Here is a 17,597-nt window from a genome sequence, read left to right on the forward strand (position 1 = left end):
CTATTAAAGTCATAGTATAATTTTTTAAGAATACGACAAAAGTGGAAGGGATGATAAAAATCTACGGAGTAAGCAAACTTTTTCTGAAATCCCAAAAGAAACAAAAAAACTATTTAATATCACCGATATTATTACTCCTAGTACTGGAGGTTAAAATGTATTTAAAACACAACTAGGATAAAAAATAAAGTTTGAATTGTTCGTTTTTATAACTCATTAATTCTTTAATAAAATCCCTTTTAGACAAGACCTATACCAAGTAGCCTAAAACTCTAACTTGTTCAGTACTATTCTGGGCTAAAAAATAATAGAATAAATAATAAGTAATAATAGAGGTAGCTTTTTCATCATATTTGAATATGGAAAAATATAATAACATTGTTAATTTAAATATCTGTGTATGTTTGAATTAACAATGATTTAACAGTGGTTTTTATGAATTCTTGCCGATGGATGACAGGGGGATAAGTATAATGAAATAAATATAAATTTGTTTTTATTTGGAATGGTTTGTTATATGTAAAACATTAGCAATCAGGTAAAAAAAATATATAGCTTTTTAATTTTTTTTACATTTGCGGACTACAATTATTTTTTTTTAATGAAAATAAAATACAGTTTTTTTATTTGTTTTTTTTATTCACTTTCTACTTTTTCACAATTATTATTTGATTATTCGATAGAAGAAATTAAAGTTAAAAATAGAGGACAAGCTTATCAGACATATAGTAATACTATATTTGATAATGATGGAGTCGTTTGGTATACTAATCACAACGCTTTTGTAGAAGATTTTGGTAATAATGAAGTTTATCATGAATTAAATATCGATAAAAAAAATAATGAAAAAATTCAAATAGTTGATTTTTTGCAGAAAAGAAATGGAGTAATCTACGCATCAATAGAAAAAGGGGGAGTCTATATCTTTAATCCGCTAACGGGGTATGGGGAGTTAAAAAAAGAATACATTAATGGAAAAATTATCAAGCCCTTTCAATTGAGTTTAGATAGTGATGAAAATGTTTGGATGATTACGGAACAAGATGTAATTCTAAAATATAATGCTCAAGGGGAAGTAACAAGATACCCGATTGCATATGATGACCCTAAAAATAGATTAAACAGGTGGTTAAAAGTTTTTTTTATAAAAAAGGATGTAATTATTAAGGAGAGGGGCAAAATTTATTTATTGGATAAAGAGAAAAATAAATTTTCGTTAATATATAAACCAAAATTAAATATAAAAGGTACTTCAGTAGTATATGAAAATGGAACAATTTTTACAAAAAATACTTCAGGAAAATATGCGATTGATAATTATAATCAACAATATGATTATTTATCAAAATTAAATGCTCAGGTAATTAATGTACCAGGAGATTTAGTTATAAGTGTTGATAAAGAAAATAATTACTTAAAAAACTATAAAATTGATTTTATTTCAGCTAAAGGCAGTACGTTGTCTATATATAGCTGGTTAAAAAAAGGGAAACAACTTAAAAAGATAACTACAATTAATTTTACTAGAAATATTAATCAAATAAAACTTAATGAAAATATTTTATTAGTTGCTACAGCTGGAAGGCTACATAAAGTTATATTTAAAAGAAATAAGTTTAAGAACTTTATGCAGTCAAGAGAAAGGGAAAGAAGTACGAGAGGCATAACAGTTGATAAGGATAAAAATGTTTATGTAATCGATAACCTCAAGGTTTTAAAAATAAAAGATAATCAAGAAGAGGTACTATTTGAAAAAAAAGAATCAGGTCCTTTCTTTTGGAATTTAATAAAGGAAAAAGACTCTTTATTGTGGTTTTCTGGAGTAAATAATAAAATTTTCAGTTATAACATTAATAACCAAAAGTTAGACACTTATGATATCCCTTATAAACAAAAGAAAGGTAAGTTGTTTATATGTCAAGCATTATTAGATTATAACAGAAATGAAATGTTATTAGGAGGGAACTTTGGGTTGCTACTTTTTAATAAAGTAACACATAAATTTAAAAAATACAATGCAAAGTTTAACATACAAGAATACTTTATTAAAGATATCCTTATTCATAAGAACACATTGTGGATTGCAACTGAATATAATGGGGTTTTTTCTTTTAACGAAAAAACGGGAGAGCAAAGACATTACAGTTCAAAAAATATTACATATAAATTAACAGAAGATAGGATATATGATATACACTTAAGTAATAAAAATGATATATGGATTGGTTCTGTAAATGGTGTAGATATATTAAACACTAAAACAAGTAAGATAACACACTACGGTGTAGAAAATGGATTACCAGATAAAAGAATAGTAAGTATTATAGAGACGGATCAAGATTTTTGGTTAGGGACTTTCAATGGATTGGCAAGGTTTAACAAACAGACTAAAAAAGTATCTTGTTATTCTACTAATGATGGATTACCGAGTAATGAATTTAATCAAAAGTCATTTTATAAACACAATGATTCTCTTTTGGTTTTTGGCGGATTAAATGGAATTACAATATTCAATCCTAATGAGATTAAAAGGAAAAAAAAGAAATCTAAAGTTAAATTAATAAAAGCATTTTTTTATAATAAAACTTTAGATAGTATGATTTGTAATCAATATAACTTAGAAAAAATAAAAAATATAGATATTCCATATAATAAAAATTATATTTCTTTAACTTTTGGGAGTATTAATGGAGGTAAAATTATGTATAAAATACCAGAATTACATACTAATTGGTTTTTTGCAAGTGATATGGGGGAGATAAATTTAATCGCATTGCCAGAGGGAAAATATAACTTAATAGTTAGAAGTGAAAATCCTAATGGTGAGGGAGAAAAAAGTTTAAGATATAATATAAATATAAGGAGAGCTTTTTACCAAAAACCTTTTGTAAATACCACCTTAATTTTAATGATAATTCTAATAGTAACACGATATTATTATTTAATCAAAAATAAAAAAAGTATTATACTTATAAAATAAGACAATTACACGATAAAGCATATAGAGCTCAAATGAACCCTCATTTTATATTCAATGTAATAAATAATATTCAAAGTGTCTTATTTTTAAAAGGAGAAGAAGTTGTAAATGAATACATTAGTTCTTTTTCAAGGTTGCTTAGAATTACTTTGCAAAATAGTGATAGAGAAAGAATAACACTTAAAGAGGAAATTGAATATTTAAAAACGTATTTAAAACTTACTGAATTAAAAAATGAAATTAAAATAAACGTAATTTTTAATATTGATGAAGAGTTATTAATTGATACGGTTAGAATTCCTCCTATGTTGTTTCAACCCATAGTAGAAAATGCTATAATACATGGGTTAAAAAATAAAAAAGGGGAAAAAAAAATAGAAATTAATTTTAAACAAACTAATAATATTCTTCTAGGTGTAATAAAAGATAATGGTATAGGTATAGAAGCAGCTAAAAAAATAGCAACAAAAGGAAAGTACAGGTCTTATGGTAATAAAATTCTGAATGAACGAATTAAAATATTGAATGAGATGCATACTTTAAAAATAGTATTAAAAGTAAGAGAAAAAAGAACTAAAGGAACAGAGGTTGTGTTAATGATACCTTTATATAAAAAAACACCAAGAAAACACCAAAAGAACAAATAAATATGGAATTGTTTAAAGTTTTAATAGTCGATGATGAAACTCATTGTGCAAAGTTATTGAGTTATCTCTTGAAAAAGTATTGTCCGAACTTGTTGGTGAGTGGCGTAGCTACGAATGTAAACGAAGCTGAGATATTATTAAATGAAATTAACCCAGATATTGTTTTTTTTGATATTCTTATGAATAATGAACTTATTTTTAAGCTGATTGACAGCATTGAAACAATCAATTTTCAAATAATCTTTACAACAGCTTTTGACCAATATGCTTTAAAGTCTATAAAAGTGAATGCGGTAGATTATCTTTTAAAACCAATAAATATACATGATTTAAAGAACTCAGTAAACAAAGCAATCTTAAATTGCCAAAACAAGGTAAACTTTAATGAAACTGCTTTAAATGAGTTAAAAAATTATGTAAAACTACAAGTTTGTAAAGAGCAGAAATTCATAGCAATTTCTTCTAAAACAGATGCGATTTTAATAAGAGAAGATAATATTGTTTATTGTAAATCTCAAGGGATATATACAATATTTATTTTAAGAAATGGAGAAGAATATGTGTCAAGTAAAAACGTTGGGGAATATGAAAAAAAATTAACATCTTCTATGTTTTTTAGAATTCATCATTCTTATATTATAAATCTAAATTACTTAATTAAAGTAAAAGGTTTTTATTGTGAATTAATAGATGGGACTACGTTACCATTAGCAAAGAGAAGAAGTAAAGGATTAAGAGAGATAATTAAATTTTAAAACGTATATACATAAAGTATAGTTATTACGTTCTTGATTTTAAAATATAAGTCTGTAAAAATTTATTTTTTGTATAGCTTTAAATTAAATAATTATTACTACAAGTAAGCTCATTTTTAAAACCTTAACTATTCATTAATATTTTCTATTTAATAATTCAAGTTGATTATTCAATTCTAACCTTCTATCTAAGTACGTTAAAATATAAACTTTCTTAGACAGATGTTCAATAGTTGTATACTCTAAATTATTAGGTTTATGGTACTAGTTAATTCATTTTAATAAGCTTATATGCTTCGAATTATTGAGTTAAATAAAAATATTTTTGATGTAATTTTTAATACTTTGAAAAACTTTTTTAGTAGTTAAATTTGTTTAATTACTACCCTTATCACTTTTTTTTACTCATAACTTTAGTCTATAAAAAGATAACAAATGTTATTATTCTATACTATGGTTTTTAGTTTTGATAAATGAACTTTTTCAAATACTTAAAATACGCTTAAATAATATAAAACCTTTACCTTTTTGAAAAAAATATAGCACCAGTTCAAAGGCATTTTCTTAGTTAGATATTTTTCAAAAAAATAAAATTATTTCATTTTTTTAATTTAAAATTAGACAGTTATTAGTCATATGTATTCAGCTGTTTTGTTTTATAGAACAGTTATTTGTTTCCTTTTTATTGTTCCTTCTTTAATAAAGATATTTACGTAATATTTACAAATAGAACTATTATGAAATTAAAATTACTGTTTATTGTTCTAATTACTTTAGTTTGTGAGGTCAAGGCTCAGGTAGGAATTGGAACGGTGATGCCAAATCCATCATCTCAATTAGAAATTGTCTCTAGTAATAGAGGAGTTTTGATTCCTAAAGTTCCATTAACAAGTACTTTAGATACAACAACCATAACAAATGGTAATGTTGAAGGCCTTTTGGTATATTGTACAGAAACAAAATCAGATATAACACCAGGTTATTACTACTGGCATGATGGAAGGTGGAGAAAGATTTCTAGTATACAAACAGGAAATGGCAATCCAAGCACAACAGGAGTAACAGGAGTAGCTGGCGATGTTTATGTAGATGAGAGTACGGGAGGCATTTATACATTTGACGGAACAAACTGGGTACAACAAGGACAAGAGACCGTAACGACGTTAATTCAGACCAATGGATTGGTAACTTATAGTTCAGAGGATGGAACAACCACAACGTTAAAGATCACTCAAACAGGCAATGGCGATCCAACCACGACAGGAGTAACAGGAGTAGCAGGCGATGTTTATGTAGATGAGAGTACGGGGGATTTATATACATTTAACGGAATAAGTTGGTCCACTCAAGCAGGTGCAGTAGGTCCGCAAGGTCCACAAGGTCCTGCAGGAGCAGATGGAGCAGTAGGTCCACAAGGTCCCGCAGGAGCAGACGGTGCAGATGGAGCAGTAGGTCCACAAGGTCCACAAGGTCCCGCAGGCGCAGACGGTGCAGTAGGTCCGCAAGGTCCCCAAGGTCCCGCAGGCGCAGACGGTGCAGTAGGTCCACAAGGTCCACAAGGTCCCGCAGGCGCAGACGGTGCAGTAGGCGCGCAAGGCCCACAAGGTCCCGCAGGAGCAGACGGAGCAGTAGGTGCGCAAGGCCCACAAGGTCCCGCAGGTGCAGATGGAGCAGTAGGTGCGCAAGGTCCACAAGGTCCTGCAGGTGCAGATGGAGCAGTAGGTCCACAAGGTCCACAAGGTCCTGCAGGAGCAGATGGAGCAGTAGGTCCACAAGGTCCCGCAGGCGCAGATGGAGCAGTAGGTCCGCAAGGCCCACAAGGTCCCGCAGGAGCAGACGGTGCAGACGGTGCAGTGGGTGCGCAAGGTCCACAAGGTCCCGCAGGCGCAGACGGTGCAGTAGGTCCACAAGGTCCCGCAGGCGCAGACGGTGCAGTGGGTGCGCAAGGTCCACAAGGTCCCGCAGGCGCAGATGGAGCAGTAGGTCCACAAGGCCCACAAGGTCCCGCAGGAGCAGACGGTGCAGTAGGTCCACAAGGTCCCGCAGGAGCAGACGGTGCAGTAGGCGCGCAAGGTCCACAAGGTCCCGCAGGCGCAGACGGTGCAGTAGGTCCGCAAGGCCCACAAGGTCCCGCAGGAGCAGATGGCGCAGTAGGTCCACAAGGTCCCGCAGGCGCAGACGGTGCAGTAGGTGCGCAAGGTCCACAAGGTCCTGCAGGCGCAGATGGTGCAGTAGGTGCGCAAGGTCCACAAGGTCCTGCAGGCGCAGATGGCGCAGATGGTGCAGTAGGTGCGCAAGGTCCACAAGGTCCCGCAGGCGCAGACGGTGCAGTAGGTCCGCAAGGCCCACAAGGTCCCGCAGGCGCAGACGGTGCAGTAGGTGCGCAAGGCCCACAAGGTCCCGCAGGAGCAGATGGCGCAGACGGTGCAGTAGGTGCGCAAGGTCCACAAGGTCCCGCAGGCGCAGATGGTGCAGTAGGCCCACAAGGCCCACAAGGTCCCGCAGGCGCAGACGGTGTCAGTGTAATAAACGCTGGAACAAACATCACAATATCAGGGGACGGTTCCTCGGGAAATCCTTATATTATCAATTCCGATACTGATGGTGATGCATGGGCCGTTACCGGTGAAGATCAAACTTCTGCAATTACACGCACAGGCAATGTAGGAATAGGCATTTCACCAACTTCCAAATTTGAGGTTTCAGAAGTAGCCCGTACCGGGACACATTCACCTCCTGCAAGTTTTTATGTTACAGGAAATATTGGTCAACGTAGCAACGGTGCCGAGTTTGTACATACTAACGGAACCCAAGGCGTTGGTATAGGCTGGGAGGGCATTTATAAAACAGGTTCTAATACAGATAGCTCTTTATCCCTTAGTTCCAAAGGGACAGGAAGTGTACATATGATTACCAATAATAATCAAAGAATGACCGTAGATGGTGACGGGGAAGTAGGTATTGGCACTACGAATCCTACTAATAAACTGGAAATAAATAGTGGGACTGCCAACACTTCAGGAGTAAGACTAACCAATTTAACAAATGTAATTCCGGTTGCTGCTTACGATGAGGAGGCAAAGCTTATTGGAGTTAGTAGTTCTGGAGATATAGTACCTAGTCCTATAGGTCAAGTAATGGCTGATGTATGTATTGGAGGGACACAATTAACAGAAGCAAATACAGGAGAAATTAAAACAGTAGAATATAATGTAGAAAAGGCTGATCCATATAATGCATGGGATAATGTTAATTATAATTTTACGGCACCTTTTACTGGTTTATACTATGTTTCAGCTACCTATGCACAAAGGAATTGTGGGGCAAATTTTTTATATAGATTAGGAATTTCTAAACCTAATGAAGCTCAACCAGGAGGTAATTCAAGTTTGGGTAAAACAACATTTTATACACATGATACCGGTTGTAGTGTTCCTGGAATAGTTAGTGTACATGATATGGTATTTTTGAATGCTGGGCAAACAATATTTTTTCAAGCTAGAAACCAAAATGCACCATATGATATCTCTCCTTGGAATTATGATAATGCTTCTCAAAATAGAGCAGTTATAGTTTATATGTCGGGAGGACAATAGAAATTAAATTTTATACAAACAAATGAAAAAGTATAAAACAATTAGGTTTTTGGTACTTTTCTTTAGTTGTTTTTTTAAGACAAGTACCTAAGAGTTATTGATAACTGGGGTGAGTTATCAGCAGCTCCCAATACGGTAATAAGTGTTCACTTTGCTTTCTAAATACCGATGACAGTGATGTACATATTACACAGGATTTCACTAAATAATGGTTAATGAGTTTAGTGTTTTTTGAAGACAATGAATACCATAATGGGGTTTACGGTGGTATCATATATATGGATGTAATAATTTTATTTTTCCTGTAGAGGGGACAAAGGCTGTTTTAAATATGCTGGTTTCAGTTTTTAATCAGATTTTGTAAGTGCTAGCAGATTTTATGGAGGAGTAGTGATACCAGATGCTAATGCTATGAAGTCTTTTATAACAATATTATTTTATAATAAATAAAAAATAAATATATGGGTATAAAAATTATAAATTTAATATTAATGATTAGTTTGATTGGTAATTTGACAGCACAAACAACTAATGTAGGAATGTTTGTGGTAAATACTAATACAACATTTTCTACTCTAGAAGACTTAAATAATACTACAACGGGTCAATTTTATAATGATGGTGATAGTTATATATATGCTAACTTTAATAATGATGGTACAGTAGATTTTTTTAATAGAGGATTAACTCGTTTTGTTAGTTTTAATACTGTGCAAAATATTACTGGAAATAGTGTAAGTTATTTGTATAATGTACTGTTTAGCAATAGTGTTAGTGAGTCCCCATTTAATCTATATGGTACTATTAGTATAGCTAATGAAAGCAATTATAATCTAGGTATTGTAAATAATGATGATTATGGGGGTAAGTTTATTTTTGAGCAAGACGGCTATCATATTAATACATCGAACAGTAGTCATGTAGATGGTACTGTATTGAAAGAAGGGAATACGGACTTTGTTTTTCCTATAGGAGATAAAGGTTACTTTAGGCATGCTAGCATAAGTGCACCTCAGTTACTAACAGATAGCTATGATGGCAAATACTTTTTAGAGAATTCTAATAATCTTTATCCTCATATTAATAAACAAAGCCATATTGGAATTATTGATAACAAAGAGTACTGGGTTATAAATAGAACTTTAGGAAATTCAGATGTACTCGTAACCTTATCTTGGAGTGAAGAAACCACACCTGAAGAAATAATAGCTTTACCACAAGAAGACATGATACACATAGTAAGATGGGATGAAGTAACTAATAATTGGGTAGACGAAGGAGGAGTTGTTGATACAGCTAACAAAACTGTAACAACGGCTATATCAGGATATGGTATATATACTTTGGCTAGAGTTACTAAGATAGCCCCACCTTGTGAGTTAACTATATTTAATGCAGTATCAGCCAATGAAGATGGAGAAAACGATTATTTTTCAATTAAAAACCTTAGCTCTGGTTGCGTTGATAAAAACATTAAAGTTAAAATATTCAACCGCTGGGGAGTTAAGGTTTATGAATCAGGTAATTATGGGGTTGGAAATAATTTTTTTAGAGGATACTCTGAAGGGCGTTTAACAGTTGGTAAAGAAGATAACAAATTACCAACAGGAACTTATTATTACATTTTAGAGCTTAATTATATCGATGAGAATAACAATGTCAGACCATATAAAAAATCTGGATATTTATATTTAACAAGTGATAAAAATTAAAAATAGGCAATGGGTATAAGCATAAAAAATAGCATGAAACATATTTGGCTTTTAATATGTATTTTAAATATTGTATTTAATAGTTATAGTCAACAAGACTCACAGTATACACAATACATGTACAATACTCAAGTAATAAATCCAGCTTATGTAGGTAGTAGAGAAATGCTCTCCATAAATGCATTACATCGCTCACAATGGATAGGGTTAGATGGAGCTCCAAAAACTTATAGTCTTTCGGCAAATTTTCCTTTGGGAGATAGAGGAATTGGTATGGGGTTATCTTTTATTAGAGATGAAATAGGACCATCAACAGAAAATAATATTTCAGTGGACCTTTCTTATACAATACCAGTTTCTGAGTATTCAAAATTATCTTTTGGCCTTAAAGGTGGTTTTAATATGTTAAATATAGATTTCAGTAAACTAACCATTGAACAAATTAATGATCCAGATTTTAGAAATAATATTAATAATAAGACCTCACCAATGGTTGGAGTAGGTTTTTATTGGCATAACGAAAACAATTGGTATATAGGCTTATCTACACCTAATTTGTTACAAACAAAACATTATGAGAATAATAAGGTTTCTAATGTTACAGAACAAATTCATGTTTATCTTATAGGTGGATATGTATTTGATTTAAGTGAAATGGTTGAGTTTAAACCTGCTTTTTTAGCTAAAGCTGTTGTAGGCGCTCCACTGTCTATAGATGTATCAGCAAACTTTAGATTTAACGAAAAATTTACACTTGGTGCAGCTTATAGATTGGATGCGTCAATTAGCGGTTTAATGGCATTACAAGCTAGTGATAAAATAATGGTTGGATATGCTTATGACTATGATACAACAGAGTTAGGTGATTATAATTCAGGATCCCATGAAATATTTTTGAGATTTGAATTATTTACCAAAGTAAGATCAACTGTTTGCCCAAGATTCTTTTAAAAAACAAATATATGATAAATAAAAAACTACTTTTTTTATTGATAACATTTTTTCTTTTTTATTCATATAGTTTCTGTCAAGAAAAAAAAATAGATAAGGCAAATAAAAAGTATAACGAAATAGCATTTATAGAAGCCATAGATATTTATAAAAAGGTTGCAGAATCTGGTTATAGATCAGTAGAGCTTTTCGAGCGCTTGGCAAATTCGTACTATTTTAACGCCAGGTATGATGAAGCCTCAAAATGGTATAAAGAACTCTTTTTAGAAAAAAATACACCAAAAGCCATTACCTATTTAAGATATTCACAATGTTTACAATCCATTGGAGAACAAGAAAAAGCTAAAAAATTGTATGAGCAATTTTTAATTATGACAGGAAATTATAATGATAATAACACTGTAAATAATCAAAAAAAACTGATAGAAGTTTCAGGAAGATACGAGTTAAAACCTTTAAAAATTAACTCTTCAGGAATTGATTTTGGTAATGCAGTAACTAACAATAAATTAGTCTTTGCTTCTACAAGAGATACTATTTCAATGTTTAAAAGAATAGATGCTTGGAGTGGTTTAAATTTTATGGATTTATATGAAGCAAAAATTGTAGCAGGTAATGTTGTGGGAAAGCCAGTTAAATTAAAAGGTAAGGTAAACTCTAAATACCATGAAACTTCCCCAACTTTTACCAAAGATGGAAAAACCATGTATTTTACGAGAAACAATAAAACAGCCCATTCTAAGTCAAATACTAAATATGTAAGATTAAAAATATATCGTGCCCATCTAAAGAATGGAAAGTGGACAGATATAGAGGATTTAACAATTAATAGTGATCATTTTTCTACAGCACATCCAGCATTAACTAAAAATAATACAAGATTATATTTTGTGTCTGACAGACCTGGATCTATAGGGCAAACAGATATTTTTTATGTCCCCATACATAGCGACGGAACTTTAGGTAAGGTAGAAGCTATAAAAAATATAAACACACCAGGAAGGGAATCATTCCCTTTTATAACAGAAAATGATGAATTATACTTTTCTTCTGATGGACACTATGGATTTGGCGGATATGATGTGTTTTACTCTAAAATTTATAAAGATGATTTTGGAAAACCAATTAATGTAGGATCTCCAATAAACACAGCCTATGACGATATTTCTTTTGCTATAAAGAATCATAAAGGTTATATCAGTTCAAATAGACCTAATGGGTTGGGGTATGATGATATTTATAGTTTTGTAGAAAACAAGGATATTAACGATTTATTTAAAGGTATAATTTATGGCACAGTGACAAATAGCGACACAAAAGAAGTTATTCCTAATGCACAAGTAATAATTAGAGACCTTACCCATAAGGAACAATACAAAACAAAGACAAATGAGCATGGGTATTATGAAGCTGAAGTAGATATAAAAACTAACTATGTTATAGAAGCTGTAAAACAAAATTTTGATGGTGATAATGCTTTTTCTAAAGCAGGTAAGAAAAATCGTGAGCACAATTTAAAACTAACTACTAATAGCAAAGATGTTGTTTCGGGAGAAGATATAGCTAAATTATTAAATATTACTATTTATTTTGATTTTAATAAGTCAAATATTAGACCTGATGCTGTAGTAGAATTAGAAAAAATAGTAGAGGTTTTGAAAAAGTATCCAAGAGTAGTAATTAGAATAGAATCTCATACGGATAGTCGAGGATTAAGAGATTATAATAGAATATTATCTGATAAAAGAGCAAAGGCTACTAGAAATTATATTTTATCGAGAGGTGTTGGTGCAAATAGAATAGAAAGTGCTATAGGTTACGGAGAAGATAAATCGTTAAACAAATGTGTTGATGGTAAGAGGTGTTCAGAAAGAGATTATCAAGTTAATAGGAGGTCTCACTTTTTTATAGTGGAGAAGTAAATACATTTTTTTTAGCATAGAACAAACTTCTTGTTTTTATTTGAAAGCGTACTCTGGGGGCGATAGAGTTAGCAAAATAATAAATTCAATGTTCTATGCTTTTTTGTAATAAATTTTAAAGAAGTAAAAGAGTAACAAGAAAGTTAATAATTAAGTTTTAAGTTTTTAAGATTAAAAGAAATCAATGATGACTTTGTTTACAATTACAGGTCTTATTAGAGGAATAGTTATTATATCCTCAAAATTATATAAAGAGCCTTTATTTTGTGTATGTTTCAGTTATGTATTGAGTGGTGAGAAGCTAATATTGGAAAGGAAAAGGATGGGAAAATTTAAGTGAAATAAGAAAAACAAATGTATTAATTTAAGCATAAAACACTCCCAATTGTTTTTATTGGAAAAACTTGCTCTAGGGGACAAAGAGTAGTAGTAGAGTAAGTAAATGATAAATTCAATGTTTTATGCTTTTCTTTTAAATAAAATTTTAAGAAAGTGACATACATGTTATTTATTGATAATCTCTCCATCAGTAGAGGAAAAAGTCTATTGAGTTTTTCTTAAAGTTTGACAGGATTATCGTCTCTTCTATGGAATATTGGAATAATCGTCTAGAAGAATATCAAAAAAAACACTACATAAAAAAAACGGTTTGAATAGAAACTCAAACCGCTGTTGTCTGAAGGCCTAGTGTTGTTTAGTATTTACTAGACTTTTTAATTTTTTTAAAATGTTTGACCATTTTTCCAAAATCTTTCTCCTTTTTCCTTTTTTCAGCAATACTAGCTTCAAAATGTTCTTCTTCTTTCTTCATTTTTAAATAGTTATTATAAGAAGATTCATCAATTTTTCCAATTTCAACAGCTTCAATAACCGAACATCCAATTTCTATAGTATGCGTACAGTCTTTAAACTTACAATGTTTAGAATGTTCAAAAATTGTTTCAAATGTTTTTTCTAGACCATGCGATGTATCTGTTATTCCAACTTCTCTTATTCCTGGATTGTCAATTAAAATGCCACCGTTATCAAGAAGTATGAGTTCTCGATGTGTAGTTGTATGCTTCCCTCTTTTAGAAAAGCTACTAACATTTTTAGTATCCATCAATTCTTTGTTTGCAAGTGTGTTAACGAGGGTTGATTTCCCAACACCAGAGGAACCTAAAAGACAATATGTTTTACCTTTTACTATACCCTCTTTTAGCTCCTTATAACCTTGTTTAGAGGTATTACTAATTGCAATTACAGGTACCTTGTTAATCCTCTTTTTTAAGGTAGCTATCAATTCATTTAGCAGAACTTCGCTTATCAAATCAATTTTAGTAAGAATAATAAAAGGCTGAATGTTTGAAGTATGACAAATGGTAAGGTACCTTTCAATTCTATTGATACTAAAATCTCTATCAACCGCCTGCATAATAAAGGCGTAATCAATATTTGTCGCAATTATTTGTAAATCGCCAAAACGACCAACTGCTTTTCTTGAAATTATTGAATTTCGAGGAAGTACCTTATGAATTATAGTATTATAAGAATCATATATTATCAACGCAACCCAATCTCCCACAGCAGGAAAATCTTCACGGGTATTTGCAGTATATCTTAAGTTTCCTGTAATTTCTGCGTCAAATTCGCCTTTTTCTGTTGTAACAACATACCGTTCCTTATGCTCCGAAATAATTCTTCCAATTTCAAAGCCTTCTAAGTGATGTTCAATCTTTAGTTTTTCTATCTTATCGTTATATCCGAAATCTTCTAGTTTCATATTTTAAGTATTTTAAAATAGAGCAAACACTTATGTTATTCATAAACGAAATGAATATAAGCGCTCACAATTAATGTGTTTATATGTAAAATGTTAATACATAGGAATGCTCCAGATGAGTATCTGAAGTATAAAGTGGTGATAGTCTTAAGAAAACTGACTATCTATTTTACAATATCCGAATACGATACAGATGTAATAGACATAAAATTATATTAGGGGACAAAGTTATAAAAAATATCTTTTTGAAGTTTAGAGAAAAAGAAGGGATTACGCTGTTGCTTTAAGAATTTTTAAATACATGGTAAGTATTAATGTAAGTTGCTGAAAATGCTCCATACCTTAATTGAAATAGCATATTTTTTTAATTATGAATACAAAAGTCTTAGTTAGATGAATCTTTGGCATACATATTGAAAAGCTCTAAGAAAATTATTTTATTATGAGAACAATTTCAGGGCAAATCACCAAATTATTTTTAATAACATTCCTAACCATTACTTCTATGGTAGTAGGGCAAACATCTTTAAAGAAAGTAGATGCATCAATATATCCTAAACCAGAGAAAGGGGTTAAACAAATGGTTATAGAAGTTCCTCATTCAGCTAATGATAGTAATAAAAAAATAGAATTTGTTATTGGAAAATGGATGGAAGTAGATACTTGTAATAAACACGGACTTGTAGGAAGTATAGAGAAAAAGGATCTTAAAGGATGGGGATATTCGTATTATAATTTTACTACTGATGGCGGAGTTATATCTACCAGAAAAGCTTGTTTTGAAAGTAGTACAGTCAGAAAGTTTGTTGCCTGTCAACCAACAACAGTAAGGTACAACGGGAAATTACCAATTGTGATTTATGTACCAGAAGGGTATGAGGTTCAATTTAAGATTTTTAAAGCAGAAGATGATGTGTATCACGCTAGTGAGGTAAAACAAAAATAAACGTAAAAGCACTGTGATTTATTACAGTTTTATATAAGAAAAGGAGCAAATAGTATTTGCTGCTTTTCCTTTTTATAGAATTACTACACTACTTTTTTTCTTTAATAGTCACTGCTTTATATGAAATTTTATCTATGGGCTATTTTTCCGAAAGCTCTTTAAGTTTATTTAAGGCTTTATCCCAAGTTGAGTTAAAATAATCAAGGTATTCTTCCGCTGTATCACATTCTACTGTTACCGTTGTAACTCCGTTCTGCTCATGGAATGAATAATTTTCTAGTGAGCCTGCCCATTTTTCAATCTCAGGACCTTCGGTAATTTCATTTTCACCGTCTAACATCCCGTAATGGCGAATGGAAACAAACTGAAAAGGAATATTATCTGCAATTTCAGAGACCATTCCACCTTTTTTACCATTTTCATCCGTTCCTACAAAATAGATTTTAGATCCCTTTTCCCAGCTTCCTTCATAGGTTGAAGTTGGATTAAATTCAGCTGTCCATTGCTCATAGGTTTCAATATTGCTAATTCCAAGCATTGCATTGTATACCTTTTCAGCAGATGCGTTAATGTCTTTTTTAAATTGTAGCTTTTTCATGATGATTATAATAATATAAGTGTTTTTTAAAAAGCAAATCAACGTTATTGTGTATGATTTCGTTGCGTGTTTAAGCACTAAAGTTAGTAAATAAATCACAGATAGAAATTCCGAAGCAATGAAGCTTATACGTTGTTAGGGGCTGGCATTTTATCATTTAGTATTTCTCAGATAGTTCATTAGTTTCAATATCAAACCATTGATAATAAATAGATATTCCTATTTTATCTCTCAAGTGTTTAAAATAAGATTTAACATCTTCTAAATTATTATGCTTTTGAGTTATTATAATAAGTTGTTCAGCATTATCTGTATTTGGCCAAAATGAATATTCAAATAATTGTCCTAGAGCTTCTCTAATACTTGATTTTACTGAGTTGTATGTTTTTATTTCATAAAATATGAGACCTTCTGTTTCTGAGTTAACAACAATATCTATTCTGTTAGAATCAACTCCAATAGGATGTTCTGCCTTAACTCTTGAATTCCCATATTCTTTCTTTAGCACTTTGGTTAATTGATTACTTATTGCTTTATGTAAATATGTTATTTCAATTGTTTTTGGTTCTCTTTTATGTTTTGTTTTTTTTATTCCTTCAGACTCTTCATCGTTTTTGTCTTCTTCGTCAGCAATAAAGGAAAAAGCTTTCTTGTTTTTATTTTCGGTGATAGTGTTAAAATCATTTCTAAAATGTGAAAAATTATATCTAGACAATTTAGTTACAGGATGATTTGAAGAGAGTTTATAATAAGGGTCATTTACAATTAAGTTTTTTGGTTTAAATCTTACATTAAATAAATCAACTCCTTTCCAATCTGAAAATCCTGTATTATTTCCACCTGACTGTACTATCTGTTCCTCCATTTCTTTTAGCCAACCATTTTTCTTGTAAACTGATTTAATTGAATTTGCTTTTTCTTGATTAATAACTTCAATATTCGAGATTTCTCCAACCCAATATCGACTTTTGCTAACTCCATCAATTGTATAAAGCCATACATCATATGTATTGCCAGAATAAGCATCTTGCTGTTTTCGAATAGGTTCTAAAAAGCCATAGTGATATCCATCAATAATTTTGCTAATATCAAATAACCATTCTTCGTGTCCATATCCATAATTTGCTTCGTGAGATTCTTTATGATTACTTTTTCCATATGAGCCAGATGGCATAATCCAACCATTAGAATTAAAAGCTAATCTAGAAATTCTTTTCTCATTTATTTTACATTTTGAATCTAATCCTATTAAAGATTTTATTTTCTTTAAGTAAGAATCTTTATTTAATGATTCGAATTTTAATTTGTATTCCACTCTTGAATTTCTGTTAACTACATCAGGATATCCTTTACGATTGGAATAAAAACCATCGTATTCATCTCTAAGCCTTCTAAATGAAGAAGCTTTGATGTTTAATACAGAACTTAAAAAGTTATGTGTTTCTGTAAGATTTCCAATACCTAATAATTCGTAAGAATCTTCATGTTTTGCTAAAAAATTTGCAATAAAATGAGATTCTTCAGAAATAGTATTTTTCATAATTATTGATGATTGTGGTATTTTATTAGAGTTGTTTCTTTCTGCTTGCCCCTAACTTGTTATAAGAGAACTAAAACTTCTTTTATCCGTGCATTTAAATGTGATAAGTAGAGTTTTTAGCAATTTTATTCTTCTTGTTTAAAACACCCAATATAAAACAAAATTATGTTGTTACCTAGCTGCAAAAG

General features: G+C 31.2%; 11 protein-coding genes. 8 read left to right on the forward strand and 3 right to left on the reverse strand.

The genetic code is table 11. The features are described from left to right. The first annotated feature begins 601 nt into the window (after positions 1–601). From V1T75_RS00190 to V1T75_RS00220, 7 genes are all read left to right on the forward strand, one after another. The gene (locus V1T75_RS00190) at positions 602–2,980 is read left to right on the forward strand and encodes a hypothetical protein (protein ID WP_330486544.1); all 2,379 of its coding nucleotides are present in this window, start codon (positions 602–604) and stop codon (positions 2,978–2,980) included. Then, a complete protein-coding gene (locus V1T75_RS00195; protein ID WP_330486949.1) occupies positions 2,977–3,627 on the forward strand; it encodes a sensor histidine kinase in 651 nt (216 codons plus the stop codon). The genes V1T75_RS00190 and V1T75_RS00195 overlap by 4 nt, the downstream gene beginning before the upstream one ends. 2 nt (positions 3,628–3,629) lie before the next feature. Further along, positions 3,630–4,382 (forward strand): LytR/AlgR family response regulator transcription factor, encoded by a 753-nt coding sequence (locus V1T75_RS00200; RefSeq protein ID WP_330486545.1) that lies wholly within the window; start codon positions 3,630–3,632, stop codon positions 4,380–4,382. A 737-nt stretch (positions 4,383–5,119) separates the two neighbouring features. Beyond that, on the forward strand, positions 5,120–7,978 hold the full coding sequence (locus V1T75_RS00205; RefSeq protein WP_330486546.1) for a hypothetical protein: 2,859 nt from the start codon (positions 5,120–5,122) through the stop codon (positions 7,976–7,978). A gap of 491 nt (positions 7,979–8,469) precedes the next feature. Further along, the gene (locus V1T75_RS00210) at positions 8,470–9,690 is read left to right on the forward strand and encodes a gliding motility-associated C-terminal domain-containing protein (RefSeq protein ID WP_330486547.1); all 1,221 of its coding nucleotides are present in this window, start codon (positions 8,470–8,472) and stop codon (positions 9,688–9,690) included. 15 nt (positions 9,691–9,705) lie between these two features. After that, on the forward strand, positions 9,706–10,641 hold the full coding sequence (locus V1T75_RS00215; protein WP_330486950.1) for a PorP/SprF family type IX secretion system membrane protein: 936 nt from the start codon (positions 9,706–9,708) through the stop codon (positions 10,639–10,641). An 11-nt stretch (positions 10,642–10,652) separates the two neighbouring features. After that, positions 10,653–12,563: an OmpA family protein gene (locus tag V1T75_RS00220; protein ID WP_330486548.1), complete on the forward strand. Its 1,911-nt coding sequence runs from the start codon at positions 10,653–10,655 to the stop codon at positions 12,561–12,563. A gap of 694 nt (positions 12,564–13,257) precedes the next feature. Here the strand turns inward: V1T75_RS00220 and rsgA are convergent. Continuing rightward, positions 13,258–14,325 carry a ribosome small subunit-dependent GTPase A gene (rsgA, locus tag V1T75_RS00225; protein ID WP_330486549.1) on the reverse strand — a complete coding sequence of 356 codons (1,068 nt, stop codon included), beginning with the start codon at positions 14,323–14,325 and terminating at the stop codon, positions 13,258–13,260. A 442-nt stretch (positions 14,326–14,767) separates the two neighbouring features. Between rsgA and V1T75_RS00230 the strand changes: the two genes are divergently transcribed. Further along, positions 14,768–15,271: an ecotin family protein gene (locus tag V1T75_RS00230; RefSeq protein WP_330486550.1), complete on the forward strand. Its 504-nt coding sequence runs from the start codon at positions 14,768–14,770 to the stop codon at positions 15,269–15,271. A 139-nt stretch (positions 15,272–15,410) separates the two neighbouring features. On the opposite strand, the gene V1T75_RS00235 is transcribed toward V1T75_RS00230, so the two are convergent. Further along, the gene (locus V1T75_RS00235; RefSeq protein WP_330486551.1) at positions 15,411–15,869 is read right to left on the reverse strand and encodes an SRPBCC family protein; all 459 of its coding nucleotides are present in this window, start codon (positions 15,867–15,869) and stop codon (positions 15,411–15,413) included. A gap of 157 nt (positions 15,870–16,026) precedes the next feature. Then, entirely contained in the window at positions 16,027–17,409 is a 1,383-nt protein-coding gene (locus V1T75_RS00240; protein WP_330486552.1) for a hypothetical protein, read from the reverse strand. Between the last annotated feature and the right edge of the window lie 188 nt (positions 17,410–17,597).

Origin of the sequence: Tenacibaculum sp. FZY0031 (assembly GCF_036350695.1) — a bacterium.
Lineage (GTDB): Bacteria > Bacteroidota > Bacteroidia > Flavobacteriales > Flavobacteriaceae > Polaribacter.

Coding starts and splice junctions, on each gene's coding strand:
- V1T75_RS00200 (WP_330486545.1), top strand. CDS start 3,630: ATGGAATTGTTTAAAGTTTTAATAGTCGATGATGAAACTCATTGTGCA.
- V1T75_RS00210 (WP_330486547.1), top strand. CDS start 8,470: ATGATTAGTTTGATTGGTAATTTGACAGCACAAACAACTAATGTAGGA.
- V1T75_RS00205 (WP_330486546.1), top strand. CDS start 5,120: ATGAAATTAAAATTACTGTTTATTGTTCTAATTACTTTAGTTTGTGAG.
- V1T75_RS00220 (WP_330486548.1), top strand. CDS start 10,653: ATGATAAATAAAAAACTACTTTTTTTATTGATAACATTTTTTCTTTTT.
- rsgA (WP_330486549.1), bottom strand. CDS start 14,325: ATGAAACTAGAAGATTTCGGATATAACGATAAGATAGAAAAACTAAAG.
- V1T75_RS00235 (WP_330486551.1), bottom strand. CDS start 15,869: ATGAAAAAGCTACAATTTAAAAAAGACATTAACGCATCTGCTGAAAAG.
- V1T75_RS00230 (WP_330486550.1), top strand. CDS start 14,768: ATGAGAACAATTTCAGGGCAAATCACCAAATTATTTTTAATAACATTC.
- V1T75_RS00190 (WP_330486544.1), top strand. CDS start 602: ATGAAAATAAAATACAGTTTTTTTATTTGTTTTTTTTATTCACTTTCT.
- V1T75_RS00240 (WP_330486552.1), bottom strand. CDS start 17,409: ATGAAAAATACTATTTCTGAAGAATCTCATTTTATTGCAAATTTTTTA.